26 protein-coding genes are annotated in these 22,384 nt (G+C 48.8%); 17 read left to right on the forward strand and 9 right to left on the reverse strand.

What is annotated here, in order from left to right; all coding sequences use genetic code 11:
* Positions 1 to 54: 54 nt before the first annotated feature.
* On the reverse strand, positions 55 to 894 hold the full coding sequence (locus P397_RS0102780) for an SDR family NAD(P)-dependent oxidoreductase (RefSeq protein ID WP_028105542.1): 840 nt from the start codon (positions 892 to 894) through the stop codon (positions 55 to 57).
* Between the two features lie 130 nt (positions 895 to 1,024).
* Here P397_RS0102780 and P397_RS0102785 point away from each other — a divergent pair, with 130 nt between their 5' ends.
* Genes P397_RS0102785 through P397_RS0102795 form a run of 3 tightly spaced genes read left to right on the forward strand, consistent with a single transcriptional unit; the run spans position 1,025 to position 3,281 of the window.
* Positions 1,025 to 1,786 (forward strand): DeoR/GlpR family DNA-binding transcription regulator, encoded by a 762-nt coding sequence (locus tag P397_RS0102785; RefSeq protein WP_028105543.1) that lies wholly within the window; start codon positions 1,025 to 1,027, stop codon positions 1,784 to 1,786.
* Positions 1,783 to 2,823 (forward strand): Gfo/Idh/MocA family oxidoreductase, encoded by a 1,041-nt coding sequence (locus P397_RS0102790; protein ID WP_028105544.1) that lies wholly within the window; start codon positions 1,783 to 1,785, stop codon positions 2,821 to 2,823. Before P397_RS0102785 ends, P397_RS0102790 begins: the two co-directional genes overlap by 4 nt.
* Positions 2,820 to 3,281: a heme-degrading domain-containing protein gene (locus tag P397_RS0102795; RefSeq protein WP_028105545.1), complete on the forward strand. Its 462-nt coding sequence runs from the start codon at positions 2,820 to 2,822 to the stop codon at positions 3,279 to 3,281. The genes P397_RS0102790 and P397_RS0102795 overlap by 4 nt, the downstream gene beginning before the upstream one ends.
* Positions 3,282 to 3,544: 263 nt before the next feature.
* Here P397_RS0102795 and P397_RS0102800 read toward each other — a convergent pair whose 3' ends face one another.
* The 4 genes from P397_RS0102800 to P397_RS0102815 all read right to left on the reverse strand — a co-directional run bounded on the left by P397_RS0102800 (position 3,545) and on the right by P397_RS0102815 (position 5,339).
* Positions 3,545 to 4,024, reverse strand: coding sequence for a DMT family transporter (locus P397_RS0102800; protein ID WP_026831867.1), 480 nt, complete (start codon positions 4,022 to 4,024; stop codon positions 3,545 to 3,547).
* Positions 4,025 to 4,036: 12 nt separating this feature from the next.
* The gene (locus P397_RS0102805) at positions 4,037 to 4,465 is read right to left on the reverse strand and encodes a DMT family transporter (protein WP_026831868.1); all 429 of its coding nucleotides are present in this window, start codon (positions 4,463 to 4,465) and stop codon (positions 4,037 to 4,039) included.
* Positions 4,466 to 4,535: 70 nt separating this feature from the next.
* On the reverse strand, positions 4,536 to 4,853 hold the full coding sequence (locus tag P397_RS0102810; RefSeq protein ID WP_028105546.1) for an ArsR/SmtB family transcription factor: 318 nt from the start codon (positions 4,851 to 4,853) through the stop codon (positions 4,536 to 4,538).
* Between the two features lie 36 nt (positions 4,854 to 4,889).
* On the reverse strand, positions 4,890 to 5,339 hold the full coding sequence (locus P397_RS0102815; protein WP_028105547.1) for a GNAT family N-acetyltransferase: 450 nt from the start codon (positions 5,337 to 5,339) through the stop codon (positions 4,890 to 4,892).
* 169 nt (positions 5,340 to 5,508) lie between these two features.
* On the opposite strand from P397_RS0102815, the gene rpoE reads away from it, so the two are divergent.
* The 7 genes from rpoE (at position 5,509) to P397_RS0102850 (ending at position 12,311) form a co-directional block, all read left to right on the forward strand.
* Positions 5,509 to 6,033 (forward strand): DNA-directed RNA polymerase subunit delta, encoded by a 525-nt coding sequence (rpoE, locus tag P397_RS0102820; protein ID WP_026831871.1) that lies wholly within the window; start codon positions 5,509 to 5,511, stop codon positions 6,031 to 6,033.
* Positions 6,034 to 6,287: 254 nt separating this feature from the next.
* Positions 6,288 to 7,883: a CTP synthase gene (locus P397_RS0102825; protein ID WP_026831872.1), complete on the forward strand. Its 1,596-nt coding sequence runs from the start codon at positions 6,288 to 6,290 to the stop codon at positions 7,881 to 7,883.
* Positions 7,884 to 8,040: 157 nt separating this feature from the next.
* Positions 8,041 to 8,751, forward strand: a complete 711-nt coding sequence (locus tag P397_RS0102830; RefSeq protein ID WP_026831873.1) for a GntR family transcriptional regulator — start codon at positions 8,041 to 8,043, stop codon at positions 8,749 to 8,751.
* 150 nt (positions 8,752 to 8,901) lie between these two features.
* Positions 8,902 to 9,249 (forward strand): PTS lactose/cellobiose transporter subunit IIA, encoded by a 348-nt coding sequence (locus P397_RS0102835; RefSeq protein WP_026831874.1) that lies wholly within the window; start codon positions 8,902 to 8,904, stop codon positions 9,247 to 9,249.
* Complete coding sequence (locus tag P397_RS0102840; protein ID WP_026831875.1) at positions 9,246 to 9,554, forward strand: PTS sugar transporter subunit IIB; 309 nt, start codon at positions 9,246 to 9,248, stop codon at positions 9,552 to 9,554. Before P397_RS0102835 ends, P397_RS0102840 begins: the two co-directional genes overlap by 4 nt.
* A 15-nt stretch (positions 9,555 to 9,569) precedes the next feature.
* Entirely contained in the window at positions 9,570 to 10,976 is a 1,407-nt protein-coding gene (locus tag P397_RS0102845) for a glycoside hydrolase family 1 protein (RefSeq protein ID WP_026831876.1), read from the forward strand.
* A gap of 12 nt (positions 10,977 to 10,988) precedes the next feature.
* Positions 10,989 to 12,311 carry a PTS sugar transporter subunit IIC gene (locus P397_RS0102850; RefSeq protein WP_026831877.1) on the forward strand — a complete coding sequence of 441 codons (1,323 nt, stop codon included), beginning with the start codon at positions 10,989 to 10,991 and terminating at the stop codon, positions 12,309 to 12,311.
* A gap of 127 nt (positions 12,312 to 12,438) precedes the next feature.
* Here P397_RS0102850 and P397_RS0102855 read toward each other — a convergent pair whose 3' ends face one another.
* Positions 12,439 to 12,948, reverse strand: a complete 510-nt coding sequence (locus P397_RS0102855; protein WP_028105548.1) for a DUF2529 family protein — start codon at positions 12,946 to 12,948, stop codon at positions 12,439 to 12,441.
* 93 nt (positions 12,949 to 13,041) lie between these two features.
* On the opposite strand from P397_RS0102855, the gene P397_RS0102860 reads away from it, so the two are divergent.
* From P397_RS0102860 to glpX, 5 genes are all read left to right on the forward strand, one after another.
* Positions 13,042 to 13,416 carry a response regulator gene (locus P397_RS0102860; RefSeq protein ID WP_026831879.1) on the forward strand — a complete coding sequence of 125 codons (375 nt, stop codon included), beginning with the start codon at positions 13,042 to 13,044 and terminating at the stop codon, positions 13,414 to 13,416.
* Between the two features lie 132 nt (positions 13,417 to 13,548).
* Entirely contained in the window at positions 13,549 to 14,403 is an 855-nt protein-coding gene (gene fba / locus P397_RS0102865; protein ID WP_026831880.1) for a class II fructose-1,6-bisphosphate aldolase, read from the forward strand.
* Positions 14,404 to 14,567: 164 nt separating this feature from the next.
* Positions 14,568 to 15,215: a fructose-6-phosphate aldolase gene (gene fsa / locus P397_RS0102870; protein WP_026831881.1), complete on the forward strand. Its 648-nt coding sequence runs from the start codon at positions 14,568 to 14,570 to the stop codon at positions 15,213 to 15,215.
* 27 nt (positions 15,216 to 15,242) lie between these two features.
* Complete coding sequence (gene murA, locus P397_RS0102875; RefSeq protein WP_026831882.1) at positions 15,243 to 16,490, forward strand: UDP-N-acetylglucosamine 1-carboxyvinyltransferase; 1,248 nt, start codon at positions 15,243 to 15,245, stop codon at positions 16,488 to 16,490.
* A gap of 31 nt (positions 16,491 to 16,521) precedes the next feature.
* Complete coding sequence (gene glpX / locus P397_RS0102880; protein ID WP_026831883.1) at positions 16,522 to 17,487, forward strand: class II fructose-bisphosphatase; 966 nt, start codon at positions 16,522 to 16,524, stop codon at positions 17,485 to 17,487.
* Between the two features lie 454 nt (positions 17,488 to 17,941).
* Here the strand turns inward: glpX and P397_RS0102885 are convergent, their stop codons facing one another.
* Positions 17,942 to 18,715: an SDR family NAD(P)-dependent oxidoreductase gene (locus tag P397_RS0102885; protein ID WP_028105549.1), complete on the reverse strand. Its 774-nt coding sequence runs from the start codon at positions 18,713 to 18,715 to the stop codon at positions 17,942 to 17,944.
* A gap of 73 nt (positions 18,716 to 18,788) precedes the next feature.
* Complete coding sequence (locus P397_RS0102890; protein ID WP_026831885.1) at positions 18,789 to 19,472, reverse strand: C40 family peptidase; 684 nt, start codon at positions 19,470 to 19,472, stop codon at positions 18,789 to 18,791.
* 362 nt (positions 19,473 to 19,834) lie between these two features.
* On the opposite strand from P397_RS0102890, the gene rho reads away from it, so the two are divergent.
* Both rho and P397_RS0102900 read left to right on the forward strand, forming a co-directional pair.
* Complete coding sequence (rho, locus tag P397_RS0102895; protein ID WP_026831886.1) at positions 19,835 to 21,199, forward strand: transcription termination factor Rho; 1,365 nt, start codon at positions 19,835 to 19,837, stop codon at positions 21,197 to 21,199.
* Between the two features lie 97 nt (positions 21,200 to 21,296).
* Entirely contained in the window at positions 21,297 to 21,542 is a 246-nt protein-coding gene (locus P397_RS0102900; protein WP_012371588.1) for a type B 50S ribosomal protein L31, read from the forward strand.
* A gap of 35 nt (positions 21,543 to 21,577) precedes the next feature.
* On the opposite strand, the gene P397_RS0102905 is transcribed toward P397_RS0102900, so the two are convergent.
* The gene (locus P397_RS0102905; RefSeq protein ID WP_028105550.1) at positions 21,578 to 22,228 is read right to left on the reverse strand and encodes a DedA family protein; all 651 of its coding nucleotides are present in this window, start codon (positions 22,226 to 22,228) and stop codon (positions 21,578 to 21,580) included.
* Positions 22,229 to 22,384: the final 156 nt, after the last annotated feature.

Here is a 22,384-nt window from a genome sequence, read left to right on the forward strand (position 1 = left end):
TCATTATAGGAGGAAGAAAAGGATGCAGCGATTGTCTTTTCAACAAAAGGGAAATCAGTCTAAATTTAACGTCAGTTGCCGGGTTTTGACGGTTCCGATCAGACCGGACGGATCGTTCGCCGTTTTATGAGCGACGAATGCTTCATCTTCCGGTGCGGTTCGGACACGTAACGGCTTTTCGTCTGCGTGGACGAGATCGAATACCAACTCGGCGATGTCATCCGCTGACTGCCGCTCTTGATGGCGGATGCGGTAGGTGCGTAAATAACTCTCGACAATCGGCTTGAAGTCATCATCGTGAAGTCCGCCCGTCTGCTCGAGACGGTCGAGGACGCTTGCGGTAAAGTTCGTCTCGACGGCAGCGGGTTCGATCAATGTGACATCAATCGAGAAAAATGGTTTGTAATAGGTGGCGAGACTTTCGAACAATCCTTCGAGAGCAAATTTACTGGCGCAATAAATTTCATTCATCGGCTGACCGACAAGGCCGCTGATGCTTGAAGTCGCGAGCAGATGACTGCCGTGCGGAGCGGCTTTGAGCAGCGGCAGACAACATTCAACCGTCCGCATGACGCCAAAGACGTTGATATCAAACAGTTGATTGATTTCGTAACTCGTTGCTTGTCCGAGCGCCCGCAACAATCCTTGTCCGGCATTACAAAATAAGGCATTCAGATGCCCGACTTCCTGCTCGATGACGGCGACGGCTTGTTTCAGGCTCGCAAGATCGGTGACGTCGACTTCAAGAAAATGCAGATTTGGCACAGCTTGTTGCTCGAGTGCCGGCGTCCATTCGCGGATGCCGGCGTAGACCGTCCATCCCTCCTCAGCGAAACGTGTGGCGGTCGCAAGACCTATGCCGGACGAGGCCCCGGTAATGAAAATCGTACGCATACGTGATTCCTCCTTTTAAAATCCGAGTCCTAGTTTTCTTTACCCGAATTCAACAAATATATTTTGCGTAAAAATTGCACATTTTAATTTAAAAACTTAAAATAAAGAAAAGAACTGGGAGGGAATCTAAATGGCGCAACAGGAACGACTTCAACAAATGCGCGAATGGATCAAGACGACCCCTGAGATTTCACTCGATCAGGTGATGGAAGAATACCGGATTTCACGGGATACGGCGCGTCGTGATCTGATTGCACTTGAGCAGGAAGGCCAGATCATCCGGGTCAAAAATGGCTTGATTCGTGTCGGGACGAACACGACCGTACAATACGATCGACGAACGGAGCAACCGGAAAAAAACCGCATTGCCAAACGGGCGGTCCGCTATGTCGAACGAAATCAAACCATCATCTTGGATGCTGCGACGACGGTCGCCCGGATGACGGTCCATCTCCCGGTGCAACCCCTCCACATCGTCACGAACTCCCTCGCGATCGTCGAGCAGGTCGAGGCACGTCCGGAAATCGATTTGTATGTGACCGGGGGAAAGTTTGATCGGCATGCGCGTAGCTTGGTCGGCATCAAGACGGCCGATGATATTTTAAACTATCAGGTCGATCGTGTGTTTCTCGGAGCATGTGGTCTGACGGAGCAAGGGGTGTTTGCTGAAAATCTCGAAGAGGCGATCGTCAAAAAAGCGATGATCCGCAGTGCCGGTGAGGTCATCGTGCTCGCCGACCGGACAAAATTTGAGAAACGTTTTCTGCATAAGGTTTGTGACCTGGACCAGATTGACGTCTTGATCACTGACGAACAACCAACAGACAGCTGGCAGGACTGGTTACGTGAAGCAGCAGTCTTGCTCGAAATAGCAGAGGAGGAACAAGCATGACGACGATTCAAACGACGCTTGTCGGATTCGGATTTTCAGCCGTGACATTTCATGCCCCATTGATTCAAGCGTTACCGGAGTTTACGGTCCGACAAGTCGTTTCGAGCCAAGCAGAGAAGGTCGCGACCGTCTTTCCGGATGCGGCCGTCATCGCGACGTTAGAGGAAGCACTTCAAGATGAGCAGACGGAACTGGTCATCATTACGACGCCAACCGCCTTACATTTTGACATGGCAAAACAGGCAATCGAGGCGAAAAAACACGTCCTGCTCGAAAAACCGGCGGTCGTGACGATCGAAGAAGCGGAAGAACTGATGCGCCTTGCCGATCAGCAGGGTGTGCGGGTCGCAGTTTATCAAAATCGACGGTATGACGGCGATTTCTTGACGATCGAGCAGTTGATTGAAATGAATGAGATCGGCGACTGGCAATGGCTTGAATCGCGGTTTGACCGGTATCGTCCGGTCGTGCGGGACCGGTGGCGCGAACAGAAGGGACCGGGCTCCGGGATTTTATTTGATCTTGGTTCCCATTTGATTGATCAAGCGCTCGCTTTATTCGGCGAACCGGATGCGGTTGTTGGTGATGTCTTGTTCCAGCGTGACGGGGCAGAGACGGATGACGGCTTCCAGATGACGTTGTTTTACGGAAAGCGCCGTGTCGTCTTACGGTCAAACTCCTTTATCCAAGGACCAACCCCGCGGTTTGAGTTACATGCGACACGCGGCAGTTACGTCAAATACGGGATGGATCCGCAAGAAGCCCGACTGGCGTCCGGTCAACCAATCGATCACACATTCGGACGGGACGAGGAAACGAACTACGGTTATCTGCAGATTGCCGATCAGCCGCCGGAACGGTTGGCGACACTTCCGGGAAACTATCTCGGGTTTTATGAAGCGTTGGCGAAAGGGCTTGCGACCGGAGATTTACCAGTCGACTTGACCGATGCTTTGAAGACGATGCAACTGATTGAAGCGGTCCGGTTGAGCAGTGAGACCGGACGGAAAATCCTGCGGAAGGAGTGGGAGGGATGAAACTGACGGAGTTGTTGGCACAAGAGCATACCTTGACGTTACAGAGTTTTACGAATCAGGAGGCACTGCGGGCCGGACAATATGTCATCGAGCGAGCGTTGCAGGAACAATTGTCTGTCGCCGTCGAACTGAAGCGAAACGGACAATGCTTGTTTTACGCAGCACTCGACGGAACGGCACCGGATCAGGAAGAGTGGATCCGCCGGAAATCGAACGTCGTGCTCCGGCACGGTCACAGTTCGCTCTACATGCGTCTCTACAATGAGAGCAAGCAACGGTCCTACCATACGATGTACGCTGTCGATCCGGCCGACTATGCCGATGCCGGTGGTTCCTTTCCAATCCGCGTCACGGGAGTCGGTGTCATCGGGACAATCACCGTGTCCGGTTTATCGCAAGAAGCAGATCATCAGCTGGCAGTGGATGCCTTGATGTATTTGAACGGGCAAGACAAGTAGAACAGGATGGACTGAAAATTGATTGCTATACAAAAGAGGGCGGCAGATTATAATTCTGCCACCCTTGTTTCGTGCAAAAGGAATCACTCGTTTCACGCGACTCCTACAGGAAAAGGCGCAAGGTGACTTGCGCTGTCAGAGACGAACAAGACCCACTTTCCTGCCTCATTGAGGCAGGAAAGTTGGCTTGTGTCTCGCCTGAGGAAAGCGCGTGAAAGAAAGAGTGATTCCTTTTAATGTTAGATAACCAATCATTTTGACGATCAAGAAGCGATCGAGTCAGAAGCAGGAGCAGCAGCACGCCGTTTGTTGCCGCGATAAATGAAGAACAAAGCAGCGAGCATGAACAAGAGACCGGCAAACCGTTTGAGATCAAACGCCACTTCGACGCCACCAAATGTCCCGAAGTGATCGAGCACCATTCCGGCAGACAACTGTCCGATGACGGTTGCGATGCTGGCTGCCGTCACACCAATCTTGGGAACGGCGAGAATGGTGAGGAACAGATAACTGACGCCGAACCAGACGGCACTGAGTTGCCAGCGTGGGGCGTCAAGCAACATCAGGACATCTCCTTGTCCAAAGAAAAGGACGGCGAGTGCGAGCAGCAACATGCCGGTGAAGAACGTCAAGAACGTACTTTCCAGTGCGCCGGCTTTTTGACCAAACGCGCCGTTGATTGAAGACTGGGCGCTGAGGAGTACACCTCCAAGCAGCGTCATACCAAGTAATGCGATATTCATTACGATTCCTCCTTAAAAAATCAAAAATAGGGCGATGACCATCAGACCGGATGCGATCAACTTATCTTTGTTGATGGCGACCCGCGGACTCCCGAGCCAGCCTTTGTGTTCGATGATCATGCTGGCGATCATCTGACCGATGATGACGCTGATCATCGCCAGTCCGACACCGACGAGCGGAATGCTGATGATGAGGATCGTTAAGTATATACTTCCGAGCAGTCCGCCGAGCAACGTCCATTTTGGTGCCTTAAACGTGTAGCCGAGCGAGCCTTTTCCGAAAAAGAGCATGATGATGCCGATGATGATCGTCCCGGCAAAGAAATTATAGAAACTGCTCTCAAGTTTGCCGATGCTGTTGCCGAGTTCTCCATAAATCGCGCCTTCGATGCTGAGCGAGATGCCGGCAAGCAAGGCGAACAAGTAATAAATGAATTTCACAATCCGTCACTTCTTTCTTTAACAAATCTATATATCGAGAAATGTCGATATATGAGTAAAGGAAAACCCGTTAGAGTTCTCCCTTGAAGTACTCCGCCAGTTCGCTGATCTTTTGTTCATTTCGCCGATAATAGGTCCACTTGCCGTGACGCTCTGATTCGAGCAGTCCGACTTTTTGTAACATCGCCAAGTACTGGGATACCGTGGATTGGGACAAGTTTGCCTTCTCCTGGATATCACCGACACAAACGCCTCCTTTTTCAGCGGAATTCGTTGACAAGTGAGCGGTCGGTTTACCGAAATGAGTTTGAGGATCTTTGAGCCAGCGTAAGATATCGAGCCGTACTTCGTTCGACAGAGCTTTAAAAAGATCAACTTGATGTGTCATGCCATCAATCTAATCGATAGTTTCCGATATGTCAATTCATCGGTTTGAGTTGGCAAAAGCAGATTTATCGAGTGCATGTGTAATCTTGTCACCCGTTGCCGGCTGAAAACCGAGTCCTTGGTAAAACGGATCCGCCTGCTCGCTGTAGAGAACCAAACGATCATACGTCAAAAAAGCTTCGGACACGATTTTCTCAAGCAGTGCTGTTCCGATGCCTTGCGACCGTGCTTCCGGTAAGACATAGACATGGCGGATCCGACCTGTTTTGGTCTGACCGGATTGTTTCATATAGCCACCGCAAGCGAGGACCTGATTGGTCGTCGACAAGGCGACGAACATCGCTTCCCCGTTTTCTTGAAAGGTTTCCTGCCGGCGGTTGCGTAACATGTGTTCAACGAACATAAACTCTTCCTGTGAACTTTTGGCAAGCAGCGGAAGCCAGTTGTAGCCGTCAAAATCGTTCACCCGTTCGATTGTCATTTCCATCGGTCATTCCTCCTTCTTCTCCCTGCATTATTCCTTTTTTGAGCGTGTCAAAAACACGATTTGTTTCACAAACAATCTTTTTTTTACGAGAGACTGGATTTTTAAAAGCCATTTTGCGTATAATGAGAAGTAATGGATTGAACGCAAATGAAAGGAAGTGGCCGTCACAATGAGCCTCAGCCGTTTAAGTAAAGAAGAAATTACTGATCTTTCACTGATTAACTTCGTCAATGAAATGCTGCAAGAAGCGGGCGAACAGCCTATCACTTTCGATGACATCACAAAAGAAATCGAAAAATATCATACGTTTACAAATGAAGAGGACAAGTTCGAGAAACTTGCCCAACTCTATACAGACATGAACATCGATGGGAACTTCGTTAACGTAGGAGCTAACCGTTGGTCCCTTCGTGCGTGGTATCCGTTTGACAAATCGGATGAAGATTTGGTCATCGAAGCACGTCAACGTGGAGAACTGGATGAGTTCGAAGAAGAGTTCAACTACGATGCAGAAGAAGATGAATTCGAGACGATCGAAGATGATCTCGATACGTTCGCGAAAACAGCCGATTACGATGCAGCTGACGACAGCGAAGATGATACATTCAAAAAAGTCGCGGTCATCGATGATCTCGACGACGATTTGGATGAAGAAGACCTCGAAGATTTCGAGGAAGATGAAGAAGAAGTTTAACAACCGCAACCTGCTATTTTTGAACATGAAAATAGCAGTTTTTTCGTTGACGGCTGACGACAGCACGCTTGATTTTTGACTTTAAAAAATCTGCTTGACGAAGTTTTCGGAATGACGTAAGTTAGTCATGGGCTTCTTTAAGCAACGTGCTTAATTTCAGCAAAAGTGTCTCCTGTGAATGGGGGCACTTTTGCTTTTTTATTTTTTTACGACCTCTGACAGATTTCTGGACTTGAGAAGGGAGCAATTTAATCATGACAAAGTATATTTTCGTAACCGGTGGGGTAGTATCTTCACTCGGTAAAGGGATCACGGCAGCATCGCTCGCACGTCTCTTGAAAAACCGTGGCCTCAACGTCACGATCCAAAAATTCGATCCGTACATCAACATCGACCCGGGCACGATGAGCCCGTACCAACACGGTGAAGTATTCGTGACGGATGACGGCGCTGAAACTGACCTTGACCTCGGTCACTACGAACGTTTCATCGACATCAACCTCAGTCAGAATGCGAACGTCACGTCAGGCCGCATCTACTCGACGGTTCTTAAAAAAGAACGCCGTGGCGATTATAACGGTGGAACAGTTCAGGTCATTCCGCACATCACGAACGAGATCAAAGACCGTGTTTTCCGTGCCGGAAAAGAGACGGGGGCTGACGTCGTCATCACAGAGATTGGTGGAACAGTAGGGGATATCGAATCGCTTCCGTTCATCGAAGCCATTCGCCAGGTGAAAAATGACATCGGCAAGGAAAACGTCATGTATGTGCACTGTACACTCGTTCCGTATCTGGCAGCTGCAGGTGAGCTGAAGACGAAACCGACGCAACACAGTGTCAAGGAACTCCGGAGCTACGGAATCCAGCCGGACATCATCGTTTTACGTGCGGAGCATGATGTACCGCAAGAAATGAAAGATAAAATTGCCCTCTTCTGTGACACACGTCCGGAAGCCGTCATTGAAGCGAAGGATGCGTCAACGCTTTATGAGGTACCGCTCAACTTGCAACGTCAAGGCATGGATCAACTCGTCTGTGACTACTTCAAGTTCGATACACCATCTGCTGACATGACAGCTTGGAAACAACTTGTCCATACCGTGACACACCTCGAGAAGAAAACGAAAATCGCACTCGTCGGGAAATACGTCGAATTGCGTGATGCGTACATCTCGGTTGCAGAAGCGTTGAAGCATGCCGGTTTTGCGTTCAACAGCGACATCGAAATCGACTGGATCAATGCGGAAGACGTCACGCGTGAGAACGTCCAAGAACTCCTTGGATCAGCAAACGGAATTCTCGTTCCCGGCGGATTCGGCGAACGCGGCATCGAAGGAAAAATCGAAGCAACCCGTTTCGCGCGCGAAAATAACGTTCCGTTCTTCGGTATCTGCCTCGGGATGCAACTGGCGACAGTTGAATTCGCCCGTAACGTCCTGAACTTACAAGGGGCGCACTCGGCGGAAATCGATCCGGCGACACCATACCCGATCATCGATTTGCTTCCGGAGCAAAAAGACATCGAAGATTTAGGCGGAACGCTTCGTCTTGGTCTTTATCCATGTAAGCTCGAGGAAGGTTCGAAAGCACGTGCCGCGTACTCAAGCGAACTCGTGTATGAACGTCACCGTCACCGTTATGAGTTCGGCAACGAATTCCGCGAGCAGTTCGAAGCGAACGGTATGATCTTCTCCGGTACAAGCCCGGATGGTCGTTTGGTCGAAATCATCGAGATTCCAGAACACAAATGGTTCGTCGCGTGTCAGTTCCACCCGGAATTGATTTCACGTCCGGAACGTCCGCAAGCTCTTTTCCATGACTTCATTCAAGCATCACTTGGTGAGTAAGCGTCAAGGATTGGAATTGAAAACCTGTCTCCCGTGTGGAGACGGGTTTTTTTCATGTTTTATTGGAATTTGAGGATTCAAAGACGCGTGTAAAACTTATCTGCTATAATGATAGCGAATTCATTCCTACAAATTTACGTGGAAGGTGTAGATATTGATGGCTCCAAAGTACAAACAAGTAGCAGAACAAATCGAGACGGATATCGTAAATCACGTCTATCAACATACGAATAAGTTATTGACGGAAGATGAATATGCGACGAAGTACGGCATCAGCCGCAACACCGTCCGAAAGGCGATCGAGATTCTCGTTAATAAAGGATACGTCTATCAAGTGCAGGGCAGCGGCGTGTTCGTCCGCGATCATTACAACAGTGATTACGTCAACCTCGAGAAACTCCAAGGATTGACGAGTGACTTCAGCGGGCGCAAAGTCGAGACACGTGCCTTGGCGTTTGAACAGACGACGGCGAACGAAGAGGTGGCGGAACGGATGAAGTGTCCCGTCGGCACGCCGGTCTACTACGTCAAGCGTCTGCGGTTGGTCGACGATCATCCGTTTTCGGTCGAGGATTCGTATTTCCGTAAAAACCTTGTCGTCTATTTGGATGAAAACATCATTCAAAAGTCGATTTACAACTATTTACGCAATGACCAAAAACTTGCGATTGGCTTTGCCGACCGAGTCATCTACGCGGACTTTTTGAATGCGGAAGACGCCGTGTTGCTTGAGTTAAAAGAAAACGATCCGGCGCTGCTCGTCGATAATACGGTCTACTTAACGAACGGTCAAATCTTTGACGTCTCGCGGGCGACCCATCATTTCCGACACGTCAAAATGTTGAAAGTCTCGAATATTAAATCTTGAACGCCGGCGGGAGGAATCTCTCACCTGCGTTTTTTTTGTTCACATTTTATTCAAGAAGAAAGGGTTTACATAAATTTTCGCACGTGCTATTATCAATTTGTAGAATTTGTACCTATGAATTTTAGTTATCCATACAAAAGGAGAGATACCATGGTTTCTGAAACGATTGAAATTACACCGGAAGACATCTTCGGTCTGATTGCCCTCTCGGGAGACGCGAAAGCAAGTTACCACCACGCGATGCTTTTGATGCAAGAAGGAAAAGTAGACGAAGCGAATGAAGCGGTCAAAACGGGAGATGCGACTTTAAAAGAAGCGCACAGCATTCAAACGAAGTTCGTCACACTTGAAGCACAAGGAAAAACGGCTACGGTCGGTGTCCTGATGGTACACGCGCAAGATCACTTGATGAATACGATTCTTGTTAAAGAAATGCTCGGATACATGATGCACATGCAAAACGAAATCAACCAACTGAAGGGAATGGATCAAAAATGATGAAAATCGGATTATTCTGTGCGGCAGGTATGTCGACAAGTATGTTAGTGGAAAAAATGAAAGCGGTTGCCGCTGAGCGTGGACTCGAAACAGAAATCGCAGCCTACCCGGAATCAGAAATGGAAACGTATGTCGACAACTTGGATGTTGCGCTGCTCGGACCGCAAGTTAAATACTTGCTCGCAAAAGGCAAACAGATCTGTGAACCAAAAGGTGTGCCGATTGATGTCATCAACACGATCGATTACGGCATGATGAACGGAACAAAAGTACTCGACCACGCATTGAAGCTCGCAAATAAATAAAACGGGGTGACGACTTTGAAAATGCCTAAACATTTCCTGTTTGGTGCAGCATCGGCTTCTTACCAAGTCGAAGGTGCATGGAACGAGGACGGGAAAGGCGTCTCGAACTGGGACGTCTTCTCGAAAATTCCTGGAAAGACTTTTGAAAATACAAACGGTGATGTCGCGATTGACCATTATCACCGCTATAAAGAAGATATCGGACTGATGGCAGAGATGGGGCTGGAATCATACCGGTTCTCGATTTCATGGCCACGGATCTTCCCAAACGGCACAGGCGAAGTAAACGAAAAGGGACTCGAGTTTTACAACAATGTCATCGATGAATGTTTAAAACACAACATCGTCCCGTTCGTCACGCTCTATCATTGGGATTTGCCGCAAGTCCTTGAAGAACAAGGCGGCTGGCGGAATCAAGCGACGGTCGATGCCTTCGTCCGCTTCGCGGATACTTGTTTCGAAGCGTTTGGTGACCGTGTCCGCAACTGGATTACGTTTAATGAGACCGTCATCTTCTGTTCGCTCGGCTACTTGTCAGGCGCACACCCGCCAGGCATCGAAGGTGATGCGAAAGCCTACTTCCAGACGACGCACAATGTTTTCGTCGCCCACGCCCGTTCCGTCGAACGCTTTAAGCAAGCCGGATACGAAGGGGAAATCGGCATCACGCACGTCTTTAACCCGGCTTTCAGCATCGACAACGAGGCGGATAATAAATTCGCCGAGATGCATGCGAACGAATTTGCGACACACTGGTTCTACGATCCGATCTTAAAAGGGACGTATCCGGAATACGTCGTCAAGCAACTGGAGCAACAAGGTCTCCTGCCGGACTGGACACAAGACGAACTCGACGTCCTCAAACGGACAGCTCCGATGAACGATTTCATCGGTCTCAACTACTATTGTCCGCAACGTGTCATGAAAAACGATACAGCACTCGTCATGGCGGGCGGTCGTGAAAATTCGACCGGTCGTCCGGGTAATCCGTCGTTTGACGGCGTCTATAAGACGGTCTTGATGGACGATAAAGTCTATACGAAGTGGGGCTGGGAAATTGCACCGGATGCCTTCCTCGATGGACTTCGGATGTTACAAGCCCGTTATGGCGATGTCAAAATCTACATTACAGAGAACGGTCTCGGTGATGTCGATCCGATCGTCGGCGAAGAAATCATGGATACACCACGAATCGAGTACATCGAGAGCCACCTCCGCGCCGTCAAACACGCGGTCCAGGAAGGAATCAATGTCTCCGGATATTATGCGTGGTCGGTCATCGATCTCCTCAGCTGGCTGAACGGTTATAAAAAACAATACGGTTTCATCTATGTCGACCATGAAAATGGTCTTGCCCGCAAAAAGAAACAGTCGTTCCATTGGTACAAAGAGATCATCGCCACGCGCGCTGAAGACCTGTAAGGAGGTTTCCGAATGAGTCGTCTAGAAACCGTATTCGAAAAAGTAACGCCGGCTTTTGCCCGTTTCGCGAATGCCAAACCCGTTCTCGCCATCAAGGATGGATTCATCCTGACAATGCCGATGACAATCATCGGGTCACTGTTCCTGTTAATCTTAGCCCTCCCGATTCCGGGTTGGGAGAAGTTCATGTCCGGTCTCTTTGGAGCCGATTGGACGTTGCCGTTGACGCAAGTCGTCGGAGCGACGTTTGATATCCTCGCCTTGATTGGTGTATTCGGGATTGCTTATTCCTACGTCAAAAACGAAAAAATCGAAGGGGTGCCGGCCGGGATCCTCGCGATCATCTCGTTTTTGATCATCACCCAAGCATCCGTCCTGTCGGAATCAGGCGAAGTCGTCAAAGGCGTCGTCCCGAAAGTCTGGACAGGTGGACAAGGTGTCATGGCGGCGATCGTTGTTGGATTGGTCGTCGGTTTCATCTACTCGCAGTTCATCAAACGCGGCATCAGCATCAAGATGCCGGCAGGTGTTCCGCCGGGTGTTGCGAACTCGTTCTCGGCACTCGTACCGGGATTAGCCGTCATCACGTTGTCTGTCGTCACGTTTGCCGTGTTCCAGGCATTTGCAGACCGGACGTTCACGGAAGTCATCTATGACGTTCTCCAAGCGCCGATTCAAAACTTGACGGATACGCTGGCTGGAGCCGTTCTCATCATGGTCCTCATGTCCGTCATGTGGTGGTGCGGGATTCATGGTGCCGCCATCATCATGGGAATCATGGGACCGCTGTTGACAGCCAACGCGCTCCAAAACCAAGCGATCATTGACTCGGGGAAAGAACTGGTTGTTGGCGGAAACGCGAACATCGTCACGATTCAATTCCTGGATGTCTTTACGAAGCTCGGCGGAACCGGGATCACGATCGGTTTCATCATCGCGACGTTGATGGTTGCCCGGTCGGCGCACTTGAAGCAACTGGGTAAGTTGTCACTTGCGCCGAGTTTGTTCAACATCAATGAACCCGTCATTTTCGGGATGCCGATCGTCTTTAACCCGATCATGTTCATCCCGTTCGTCATCGTTCCTGCCATCGCATCATTCATGGTCTACTTCACGATTCTGTGGGGCTGGGTCGAACCGTTTAATGCCTTGCAGGTACCATGGACGACACCACCGATCATCTCCGGGTTCTTGATCGGCGGATGGCGTGCTGCCTTGTTGCAAATCGCAACGATCGCCATGTCAGTCGCGATTTATCTGCCGTTCGTTCGGATGCAGGATCAGCTGTCATACGGCGAAGAAGTAAAAGCGCAGGAAGATCAAGCTTCGGCTTGAGAGGATCCAACAATTCAGACGCAATAAAACCGAGTGGGTTTTCTCTAAAGCTAGAGGAAACCCACTCGGTTTGTCGTTACAGATAAAACAGTTCAGCATCACGTTCTAATACTATAGAAGAAAAGCGTCATTCCCACTCTTCCGTCATCTCTTGTAACTGCGTCAGGATATGCGTCAACAGGAACGCACCCAGTGCAAGACTCGGCAAGCCGTGACGGGAACCGTCTTCAGCCGGAAGCAGGCCTTTGTTGAATTTTAAGGCGAGCGGTGCGATCGACCGTTCGAGTGTCTCAGTCACGTCGCCGAGCGTGATGATTGCGTACGGTGTGTGCCACGCATCATAACGGGCGAGAGACGCCAGCAGGTCGGAACGTTCCGTATCCGGTGTGAAAATCAGAATGCGGTCGACAGCATGTAATGTTTTATGATCTTTGATTTTCGTGACCCGTTTCATCTGATCCGGACCGTCGGACAGCATCGGATAGAGACCTTCGAATTCACCGTACGCATCGAGATAGACTTTCCCTTGACCGACGAGCGCCTGAGCCAGCAGACGGACGACATCGAATAATTCGTCTTCTTGTTTTGTAAGCGTTTGTAATTTTCCGTTGAACTGAGTCGCTAAAATTTTCATCATTTTGAACATCCTCTCTAACTTTCTGTCAAGGATAGTATATAGCAAGTTTTGCTTTCATGTAGAATGGAAATAACTAGAGGAGGAGTGTGGGACATGAAAGGGAGATTGCTGATCGCGGAAGATGAACCGGGGATTCGGAATTTATTGGCCCAATTGTTTCGGGCACAGGGCTACACGACGGACGTCGCTGTGGACGGCTTAGAGACGATTGAACGCCTGAAAGAGGCGGATTATGATTTATTGTTGATGGATGTCAACATGCCGGGACGGACCGGTCTTGAAGTATTGCGTCACCAAGACGAGGTCGGACGACGGGTTCGGACGATTTTGATGACGGCACTTGGGGAAAAAGAAGCAATGGAAGAAGCGAAGCGACTGGGCGTCGTCGCCTTCTTCGGAAAGCCGTTTGACATCTTTGAATTAAAAAAAGAAGTGACTGTGCAAATTTCGAGCGATGTAAGCGGTTAATCTTTCACGTCGTCGTCACAATCCTAAATTCGGAGCGAAATGCTGTACGTTCAAGCGAATCAGTGTGTTATAATCAGTCTGAAAATGCACGTTTACGTGTAAGTAGCGATCAAAACAGAGGAGGATGTCATTATGCCATTAGTATCTATGACAGACATGTTAAACAAAGCTCTCGAAGGTAAGTACGCAGTAGGTCAATTCAACATCAACAACCTCGAGTGGACTCAAGCAGTACTCGGTGCGGCTCAAGAAGAGCAGTCACCAGTCATTCTTGGAGTATCTGAAGGTGCAGCACGTCACATGGGCGGATTCTACACAGTTGTTAAAATGGTAGAAGGTCTCGTTCACGACATGAAAGTAACAGTTCCTGTTGCAATCCACCTCGACCACGGTTCGAGCATTGAAAAATGTAAAGAAGCGATCGACGCTGGATTTACATCTGTAATGATCGACGATTCACATAGCCCGATCGACACAAACATCGAAACAACAAAAGCTGTTGTTGAGTATGCACACTCGAAAGGTGTTTCAGTCGAAGCAGAAGTTGGAACAGTTGGCGGACAAGAAGACGACGTCATCGGCGATGTCATGTACGCGAAACTTGACGACTGCGTTCGTATCGTTAAAGAAACTGGTATCGATACGCTTGCTCCTGCACTCGGTTCTGTTCACGGACCATACAAAGGTGAACCAAACCTTGGTTTCACTGAAATGGAAGAAATCCGTAACGCAACGGACCTCCCACTCGTTCTTCACGGTGGAACAGGAATCCCGACACACGATATCGAAAAAGCAATTTCGCTTGGTACTTCGAAAATCAACGTCAACACGGAAAACCAAATTTCGTTCGCGAAAGTGGTTCGTGAAGTCTTGGCTGAGAAACCAGAAGCATATGACCCACGCGTATTCATCGCACCAGGTCGCGAAGCAATCAAACAAACAGTCATCGGTAAGATGCGTGAGTTTGGTTCAAGCAACAAAGCTTAATTTTTCGTGCCCAAAACACGGTAGACATTCGTCTATCGTGTTTTTTTTCATCTGTTTCAGCAGATTGTTTTGGAAAACGTTAGGACTTCTCGGAGAAAAAATTTATAATAGAAGAGTAAGCGATTTCAAGGGATATTTTAAGGGATGAAAGGGGAAAGAGAGAGATGAGATTTTTTATCGACACAGCAAACGTAGAGGATATTAAAAAAGCACATAAAATGGGGATTTTAGATGGGGTTACGACCAACCCGTCACTCGTCGCAAAAGAGGGCGTCGATTTCCATACACGCTTGCGTGAAATTTGTGAGATCGTCGGAGACGTCTCGGTCAGTGCAGAAGTCATCGCACTCGACGCGGAGGGAATGATTCGGGAAGGGAAGGAACTTGCCCAGATTGCACCGAACATTACGGTAAAGGTTCCGATGACACCGGCCGGTCTTGAGGCCGTTGCAGCACTTTCGAAAGAAAAGATCACGACGAACGTCACATTGATCTTCAATCCGAACCAAGCCTTGCTCGCAGCACGCGCAGGTGCGACGTATGTCTCACCATTCCTGGGTCGATTGGATGATATCGGTCAAGACGGCATGGGGCTTGTTGAAACGATCGCTCAAATATTCGTCATTCATGACATTCCGACACAAATCATTGCGGCATCTGTCCGGAATCCGGTTCATGTCACGAACGCAGCACTTGCGGGTGCCGATATCGCGACGATTCCGCTGAATGTCATTGAATCACTGACGCAACACCCACTCACGACACAAGGAATCGAGCGGTTCCTGGCTGACTGGGAAAAAGCGCAGCAATAACAGATTGTACAGAAAGGTTGATGGAATGTGGACATTTTGCATATCGTAGGACAACAACGTCTTGAAGGGACCGTCATGATCAGTGGATCGAAGCAGAGTGCGATTCCGTGTCTCGCGGCAGCACTGCTGACCGACCAACAGGTCATCTTAGAGGGGGTGCCGGACATTGGCGATGTCGCGACGATGATCCAAATCATTGAGATGCTTGGAGCTGTCGTGACACGTCAAGGCGATATGGTGACGATTGACCCAAGTCATGTTGAGCCGATGCCGCTCACAGGTACGGATACACGGAAATTACGTGGATCGATTTATCTGATGAGTGTCCTCGCGGCACGATTCAAACAGGGAGTCGTCGGTCTGCCCGGTGGTTATGCCATCGGTCCTCGACCGATTGATTTACACATCAAGGCACTGGAGCGACTCGGTGTTTCGATGCGAAATGAACAAGGGGTTTACTATATGCATGTCGAAGAGTTGAAGGGGAACCGAATTTATTTGGACCTTCCTTCCTTCGGTGCAACCATCAGTGCATTGCTCGTCGCCGTCATGGCGGAAGGGACAACTGTCATTGAAAACGCAGCATGTGATCCGGAAGTCATTGACGTCAGCACGATGTTGACGAACATGGGGGCGAGTGTCAAAGGTGCAGGGACCGATGAGATTCGCATCAAAGGGATCAAGACGCTGCAAGGTTGCCGGCATACGTTGATTCCTGACCGGATGGAAGCGGGGACGTTCCTCGCCATGGGAGCCGTCCTCGGTCGGGTGACGGTTGATAATGTCATTCCACTTCATCTGGAGAGCATCATTCAAAAGCTCGAACGATTCGGGGCGAACATCGAAATCGCAGATGATGCGGTCACAGCCTCTGTCGACATGGCAAAACCGATTGATATTCGTGTGTTCCATTACGGCGGTTTTCCGAGTGATCTTCAACCGATCATCTCTGCTGTTTTGCTCAAACCGAAAGGCGCGAGTGTCGTCGTCGACAAATTGTATCCGCAACGTTTCCGGCATGTCCAGGAAATGCGGCGACTGAACGCACGGATTACGCACGAAGATGCCTCTATCATCATTCGCGGCGGGGAAGACTTGCGTGGAACCGAAATCGAAGCACACGATCCGCGCGGCGCGGCGGCACTTGTCTTAAGCGGTATGCTCGCTTCGGGGGAAACGCTGTTGCATCACGCGGAAGTGCTCGATCAGAGTTATGAACAGTTCGTTGAGAAGTTAAAAGGGCTTGGCGCCCTCGTATGGCGTGAAACGGTCTAAGATTTTCAGCTAGGGAGAGGGGATTATACACATGGAAAGAAGTTTATCAATGGAACTCGTACGGGTGACGGAAGCGGCAGCACTTGCTTCGGCACGTTGGATGGGGAAGGGCTTGAAAAACGAGGCAGATGACGCGGCAACAAGCGCCATGCGTGATGTATTTGATACGATCCCGATGAAAGGAACAGTCGTCATCGGCGAAGGCGAGATGGATGAAGCTCCGATGCTCTACATCGGTGAAAAACTGGGGAACGGATACGGACCACGTCTTGACGTCGCCGTTGATCCGCTCGAAGGAACAAACATCGTTGCTAAAGGAACATGGGGAGCACTTGCCGTTCTCGCTGTAGCCGATGCCGGAGATTTGTTACATGCACCGGATATGTACATGGATAAGATTGCCGTCGGACCGGAAGCAGCGGGCCACGTCAGTTTGGATGCGACGATCGAAGAAAACATCGCGGCAGTCGCCAAAGCGAAAAATAAAGAGATCGAAGACGTCGTCGTCTCGATTCTCGACCGGGAACGTCACGAAGAAATCATTCAACGGATTCGCGCAACAGGGGCACGGATTCGTCTGATTGGAGACGGTGACGTCGCAGCAGCGATCAATACTGCTTTCCCGCATACCGGAATCGACATGTTGCTTGGTTCAGGTGGTGCGCCGGAGGGTGTTCTGGCGGCAGTTGCTTTAAAATGTCTCGGCGGAGAACTCCAAGGACGACTCTTGCCGGCAGATGACGCGGAAGTTGCGCGTTGCAAAAAAATGGGGATTGAAGATCCGTCGAAAATCCTCATGATGGATGATCTTGTTACGGGAGATGACTGTATCTTTGCCGCGACAGGTGTCACGGACAGCGAGTTGATGAAGGGTGTTCAGTTTACGGCGCAAGGCGGTCAAACGCACTCTGTCGTCATGCGGGCGAAATCGGGAACGGTTCGTTTTGTCGAAGGGATTCACTCGTTCAAGAAAAAACCAAAGCTCGTTATTAAGTAATCGGCATTGCAAGCTTATCCAAAAGAACCTACGTTTTCTTCACCCGCTTTCCTCGGGCGAGACACAAGCCGCGTCTATTTGTCCAAATGGACAAGTAGTCGGGTCTTGTTTGTCTCTGACAGCGCGGAACACCGCGCTTTTTCCCGTAGGAGTCGAGTGAAGAACGTAATTCTTTTCGAAAAGGGAATGCAGTTTGATGCTACATGCGAGTCATGATTCAAAAATGAATGAAGGGAGGTAGATTTTCGGTATTTAATCCGGAAGTCTGCCTCTTTTTTCTTTTTGTACAAGAAATAAGAGCATTTGTATGAGGTATCTCAATTAGTCATCATACTGTCGTGAATGAGCATAGAAATAGCCGATGGTCACGAGAATTGATTTTGGTGTGACTTATGAGTCAGGCTCTGATATCAGACTTATAAGAGTCCACTCGCATGTAAATGACAAAACTGTATTAAAGACTGTGTGTTGGAGCTTGCAACTGGTGTGTCATCTGGACGAGTTTTCGGCGTGAGAGGAAACGGGTCATGAAAACGTAGATGGCGTTACTTCGACCCGGGATGACAAGCGTTTTTCCCTTCATGTATCCGGTGAAGGAAAGTTGAGCAGTTGTCTTGGCATCCATGATACCTGGACGTTTAAATAATCCGGACGTCGCAAGATCCGCTGTTTTAGCGAAATCAGTATGGGTGGCTCCCGGGCAAACGGCCGTCACCTGAATATTGTACGGGGCGAGCTCGTCCGCCAATGCTTCCGAAAAACTGAGAACATAAGCTTTTGTCGCATAATACACGCTCATGAAAGGACCGCCATGAAAAGAGGAGGTCGATGCAATCTGAACGATCCGTCCGCCGCCTTGTAGTTGCATCCGACGGGAAAAAGCTTTCGTCAAATACGTCAGCGCCCGGATGTTGACGTCAATCATGTTCAATTCGCGTGATACATCCGTTTCGATAAATTCACCATACAGACCAAAACCGGCGTTGTTGATCAAAACATCAACGCGAGTGTGTTCTGTCGCACGTAATAAGGCTTTGATTTGAACCGTTTGACCGATATCATACGGGAGAACGACCGCTGAACCACCCCGTTGTTCGACAAAGTGTTTCGTCTCAAAAAGCTGTTCGACGTTTCGTCCGACGAGTAACAGATGATGTCCTTGTTCGCCGTGCAGATAAGCAAGTTCCCGTCCGATTCCGGCGGAAGCGCCTGTGATCAATACGTTCATGATAAGTCCTCCTTTTAATAATAGGGTAGAAAAAAAGCGATCGAGCCGATGCTCAACCGCTTGTTCATTTGAATTATAGATATGAACCCGCGCCGACAAGGCGTGAACCCCAGTATCCTGATTTAAAGCTTGAGTACTTAACGCCACCCGTTTCCGAGTTGACCATGCTTGTTTTGCTTGTCGCCATACCGACGTGTTGAATGCCGCTACCGTGTGAGAAGAAAACAAGATCTCCCGGTTGAACGCTAGATACGCTGACTTTTTTAGAAGATGCGTATTGTGAAGAAGACGTACGTGGCAATGTTTTGCCTGCTGCTTTTTTGTAAACGTAGCTTGTGAAACCAGAGCAGTCAAATCCACGAGTTGTCGTTCCGCCCCATACGTAAGGAGTTCCTTTGTGTTTAGCGGCTTCGCTTAGAAGACGTGTACGTGTTGAAGATGAAGTTGTTGATTTTTTAGCCGTTGAAGTAGAAGACTTGTATGTTTTCGTATATTGCGAGAAGACATAACGTGTTTTTCCGCCGTACGAAATTTTAGTCCAGCTGCCTGATTTACCTTTGTATGTAAATGTTTGGCCTGCGTTTACTTTACCGACGATGCCTGCTTTTGTAGAAGGAGCCGTACGAACACGTAATCCGTTATCTGTGATCTTAACTTTCGTGACTGTAGCTGCTGCTTCAACCTTATCTGTTCCCACTGATGCAAATCCTGAAACCACTAATGCTGCTGTCGCGACCGATGCTAGAAAACGTTTCATATGTGAAATCCTCCATGTCATTTTAAAGTAGTTTGAAAACCGGGTTATATGATCAATCTCATTAAGTGTTTGTTTAGGCAGTGTGTCTTACAACTGTGTAAGTTTTTCTCTGCACGATTATCTTAGCACGCCGATACATGAAAACGTTTTTTCAGTTCCGCTACAAAACATGACGTTTTTGTAACATAATTGCAATAATATACTCGAATATTACAAAGAAGAAATTCCCATTCGTTAAATCACGACGAAAGAGGCGGAAATGTGATACCTTTAATGCACGACAAAAAGTATGAAGCAACAACTGTTAAAATGAACATCGCGCCCTTTGCTACTGAATTTATACGAAGAATAGGTGAATGCATATGCCAACTGAGAAAACTGACAAACCAGAACGTTCCTATACACTGGCTCAACTGAGCAACCTGACATTAAAAGACTTATATGAGATTGCAAAAACAAAAAACGTCCCACAATACCGAGAGGCCCGCAAGCGTGAACTGATGTTCAAGATTTTAAAAGCGCAGGCTGAGTCAACCGGTCTGTATTTCCTCGAAGGGGTATTAGAAGTGATCCCCGGCAACCCACAGATGCAAAATGACGGCGGCTTCGGCTTCCTTCGTCCTATCAACTATTCGCAATCCTCTGAAGATATCTACATTGCTGCTTCGCAAATCCGCCGATTCAACCTTCGTAATGGAGACGTCGTGACCGGAAAGGTCCGACCGCCAAAAGAGAATGAACGGTTCCAAGGTTTATTAAGTGTGGAAGCAGTCAACGGGGAAGCGCCGGATACGGCCCGAAATCGTCTGTTTTTCCCGGCATTGACACCGATTTATCCGGATCGTTTGATGCGGCTCGAAACAGAACCGCGCCATCTGTCGGTTCGTGTGATGGATATGATTGCACCGGTTGGCTTCGGACAACGGGGATTGATCGTCGCACCGCCTAAAGCGGGTAAGACATCTCTATTAAAAGAAATCGCAAATTCGATTCAAGTGAATCACCCGGATGTCGAATTGATCATTCTATTGATTGATGAGCGCCCGGAAGAAGTGACGGACATCGAACGGTCTGTTCCGGGAGCCGATGTCGTCAGTTCAACATTTGACGAAACACCGGATAACCACGTACGGATTTCCGAACTCGTTTTGGAACGGGCGATGCGTCTCGTCGAGCATAAAAAAGATGTGGTCATCTTGATGGATTCGATTACACGTCTGACCCGTGCTTACAACTTAACGGTTCCGCAAAGCGGACGAACGTTGTCCGGGGGGATTGATCCGGCCGCCTTCCATAAACCCAAACGCTTTTTCGGTGCTGCCCGGAACATCGAACACGGTGGCAGCCTGACGATCCTTGCTACTGCCCTCGTCGAGACCGGCTCGCGGATGGATGACGTCATCTATGAAGAGTTTAAAGGGACCGGCAACATGGAGCTCCATCTCGACCGGAAGTTATCCGAACGCCGGATCTTCCCGGCCATCGACATCCGGAAATCCGGAACACGGAAAGAAGAGTTGTTGTTACCGCAAGATCAGCTGGATGCCTTGTGGACGATCCGCCGGACGATGAACGAGTCCAATGAGTTTGTAGACAGCTTCTTACGCAAGATTCGTGACACAAAAAACAATGAAGAATTTTTTGTGGAACTGAACAAAGAAAAGAAGAAGCCCGTCCGACGCGCACCTGTCAAACCCCGTGTGACGAAAACAGACACAACGACTTGAAAATAGGTATTGCGGGTCATCAAAAAATCGTTTAGTATAGGAAGGTAACTTACTCTGGCTCAGCAAATGAACCAGGGCGGAAGGAGAGAAAACAACCATGAAACAAGGAATTCACCCAAACTACAACAAAGTTGTATTTATGGATTCAACTACTGAGTACAAATTCTTGACTGGTTCTACACGTTCTTCGAACGAGACAATCACTTGGGAAGATGGAAACGAGTACCCACTCATCCGCGTGGATGTGTCTTCGGACTCGCACCCATTCTACACTGGTCGTCAAAAGTTCAACGCTGCAGACGGTCGTGTCGATCGCTTCAACAAAAAATACGGCCGCAAGTAATTGCGACTTCTGTATTAAAAAACAGCCTGTCTCCATCACTGGAGCAGGCTGTTTTTGTATAAACTGAACTGGGCACGATAGGTGAGATAGGTTTTAAGCACAAACGACAGACCGATCGCTCCAGCCGCTCCGACGAGGTACGGCAGCATATCCGGATTGTCCGCAAAGTGTTGAAACAGCAGACTGAAGGAAAAATGACGTCCGAGAAAATAACCCGCTCCTAAAAAGATACTGATCCAGATCAAGGCACCGGTATAGGCATACGTGACGAAGATCCGAAACGGCATTTTTGAGACACCGGCAAAAAACGCAGAGAGCTGACGGAGTCCGGGTATGTAGTAACCGATGATCAAAACCGTTTTCCCGTAACGTAAAAATCCGACCTCCGCTTGAAAGATATGTTTTTCGGAAATCCGTAACTTCGGAGCCACACGATGCAGCAAGGGCATCCCGAGTTTCAGACCCAGCACATAGCTGATCGTCATCCCGATGCAACTGCCGGCATACGCCGCCAGAATCGTTCCGATCAGTGGTAAATCACCGTGATGCATCCAAAATCCTGACATGACGAGTAACGTTTCGTCAGGAATCGGTAAACCGACGATTCCGCCGGCTAACAGAATGGCGAGACCGAATGCTCCATATTGGTGGAGAACTTCATGTAGTATGTGATGAATCGGAGTCACCTTCCTTCAAAGAAACTTCTTCCTTAGTGTACAGGAAATAGATACCAGTTGAAATGAGGAGATGAAGATTTAGGGGAATACTGAGGAGTTTTCGATTTTGAGAAGTCAACTCTTTTTCTCAATTTAGATTCGGGCTATACTCGTTAAAGTGACTAA

Origin of the sequence: Exiguobacterium undae DSM 14481, assembly GCF_000620805.1 — a bacterium.
Lineage (GTDB): Bacteria > Bacillota > Bacilli > Exiguobacteriales > Exiguobacteriaceae > Exiguobacterium_A > Exiguobacterium_A undae.

What these genes read in the sequence shown, in the direction of transcription:
- P397_RS0102780 (WP_028105542.1), bottom strand. Translation starts at nt 894, where the DNA reads ATGCGTACGATTTTCATTACCGGGGCCTCGTCCGGCATAGGTCTTGCG.
- P397_RS0102785 (WP_028105543.1), top strand. Translation starts at nt 1,025, where the DNA reads ATGGCGCAACAGGAACGACTTCAACAAATGCGCGAATGGATCAAGACG.
- P397_RS0102790 (WP_028105544.1), top strand. Translation starts at nt 1,783, where the DNA reads ATGACGACGATTCAAACGACGCTTGTCGGATTCGGATTTTCAGCCGTG.
- P397_RS0102795 (WP_028105545.1), top strand. Translation starts at nt 2,820, where the DNA reads ATGAAACTGACGGAGTTGTTGGCACAAGAGCATACCTTGACGTTACAG.
- P397_RS0102800 (WP_026831867.1), bottom strand. Translation starts at nt 4,024, where the DNA reads ATGAATATCGCATTACTTGGTATGACGCTGCTTGGAGGTGTACTCCTC.
- P397_RS0102810 (WP_028105546.1), bottom strand. Translation starts at nt 4,853, where the DNA reads ATGACACATCAAGTTGATCTTTTTAAAGCTCTGTCGAACGAAGTACGG.
- P397_RS0102815 (WP_028105547.1), bottom strand. Translation starts at nt 5,339, where the DNA reads ATGGAAATGACAATCGAACGGGTGAACGATTTTGACGGCTACAACTGG.
- rpoE (WP_026831871.1), top strand. Translation starts at nt 5,509, where the DNA reads ATGAGCCTCAGCCGTTTAAGTAAAGAAGAAATTACTGATCTTTCACTG.
- P397_RS0102825 (WP_026831872.1), top strand. Translation starts at nt 6,288, where the DNA reads ATGACAAAGTATATTTTCGTAACCGGTGGGGTAGTATCTTCACTCGGT.
- P397_RS0102830 (WP_026831873.1), top strand. Translation starts at nt 8,041, where the DNA reads ATGGCTCCAAAGTACAAACAAGTAGCAGAACAAATCGAGACGGATATC.
- P397_RS0102835 (WP_026831874.1), top strand. Translation starts at nt 8,902, where the DNA reads ATGGTTTCTGAAACGATTGAAATTACACCGGAAGACATCTTCGGTCTG.
- P397_RS0102840 (WP_026831875.1), top strand. Translation starts at nt 9,246, where the DNA reads ATGATGAAAATCGGATTATTCTGTGCGGCAGGTATGTCGACAAGTATG.
- P397_RS0102850 (WP_026831877.1), top strand. Translation starts at nt 10,989, where the DNA reads ATGAGTCGTCTAGAAACCGTATTCGAAAAAGTAACGCCGGCTTTTGCC.
- P397_RS0102855 (WP_028105548.1), bottom strand. Translation starts at nt 12,948, where the DNA reads ATGATGAAAATTTTAGCGACTCAGTTCAACGGAAAATTACAAACGCTT.
- P397_RS0102860 (WP_026831879.1), top strand. Translation starts at nt 13,042, where the DNA reads ATGAAAGGGAGATTGCTGATCGCGGAAGATGAACCGGGGATTCGGAAT.
- fba (WP_026831880.1), top strand. Translation starts at nt 13,549, where the DNA reads ATGCCATTAGTATCTATGACAGACATGTTAAACAAAGCTCTCGAAGGT.
- fsa (WP_026831881.1), top strand. Translation starts at nt 14,568, where the DNA reads ATGAGATTTTTTATCGACACAGCAAACGTAGAGGATATTAAAAAAGCA.
- glpX (WP_026831883.1), top strand. Translation starts at nt 16,522, where the DNA reads ATGGAAAGAAGTTTATCAATGGAACTCGTACGGGTGACGGAAGCGGCA.
- P397_RS0102885 (WP_028105549.1), bottom strand. Translation starts at nt 18,715, where the DNA reads ATGAACGTATTGATCACAGGCGCTTCCGCCGGAATCGGACGGGAACTT.
- P397_RS0102890 (WP_026831885.1), bottom strand. Translation starts at nt 19,472, where the DNA reads ATGAAACGTTTTCTAGCATCGGTCGCGACAGCAGCATTAGTGGTTTCA.
- rho (WP_026831886.1), top strand. Translation starts at nt 19,835, where the DNA reads ATGCCAACTGAGAAAACTGACAAACCAGAACGTTCCTATACACTGGCT.
- P397_RS0102900 (WP_012371588.1), top strand. Translation starts at nt 21,297, where the DNA reads ATGAAACAAGGAATTCACCCAAACTACAACAAAGTTGTATTTATGGAT.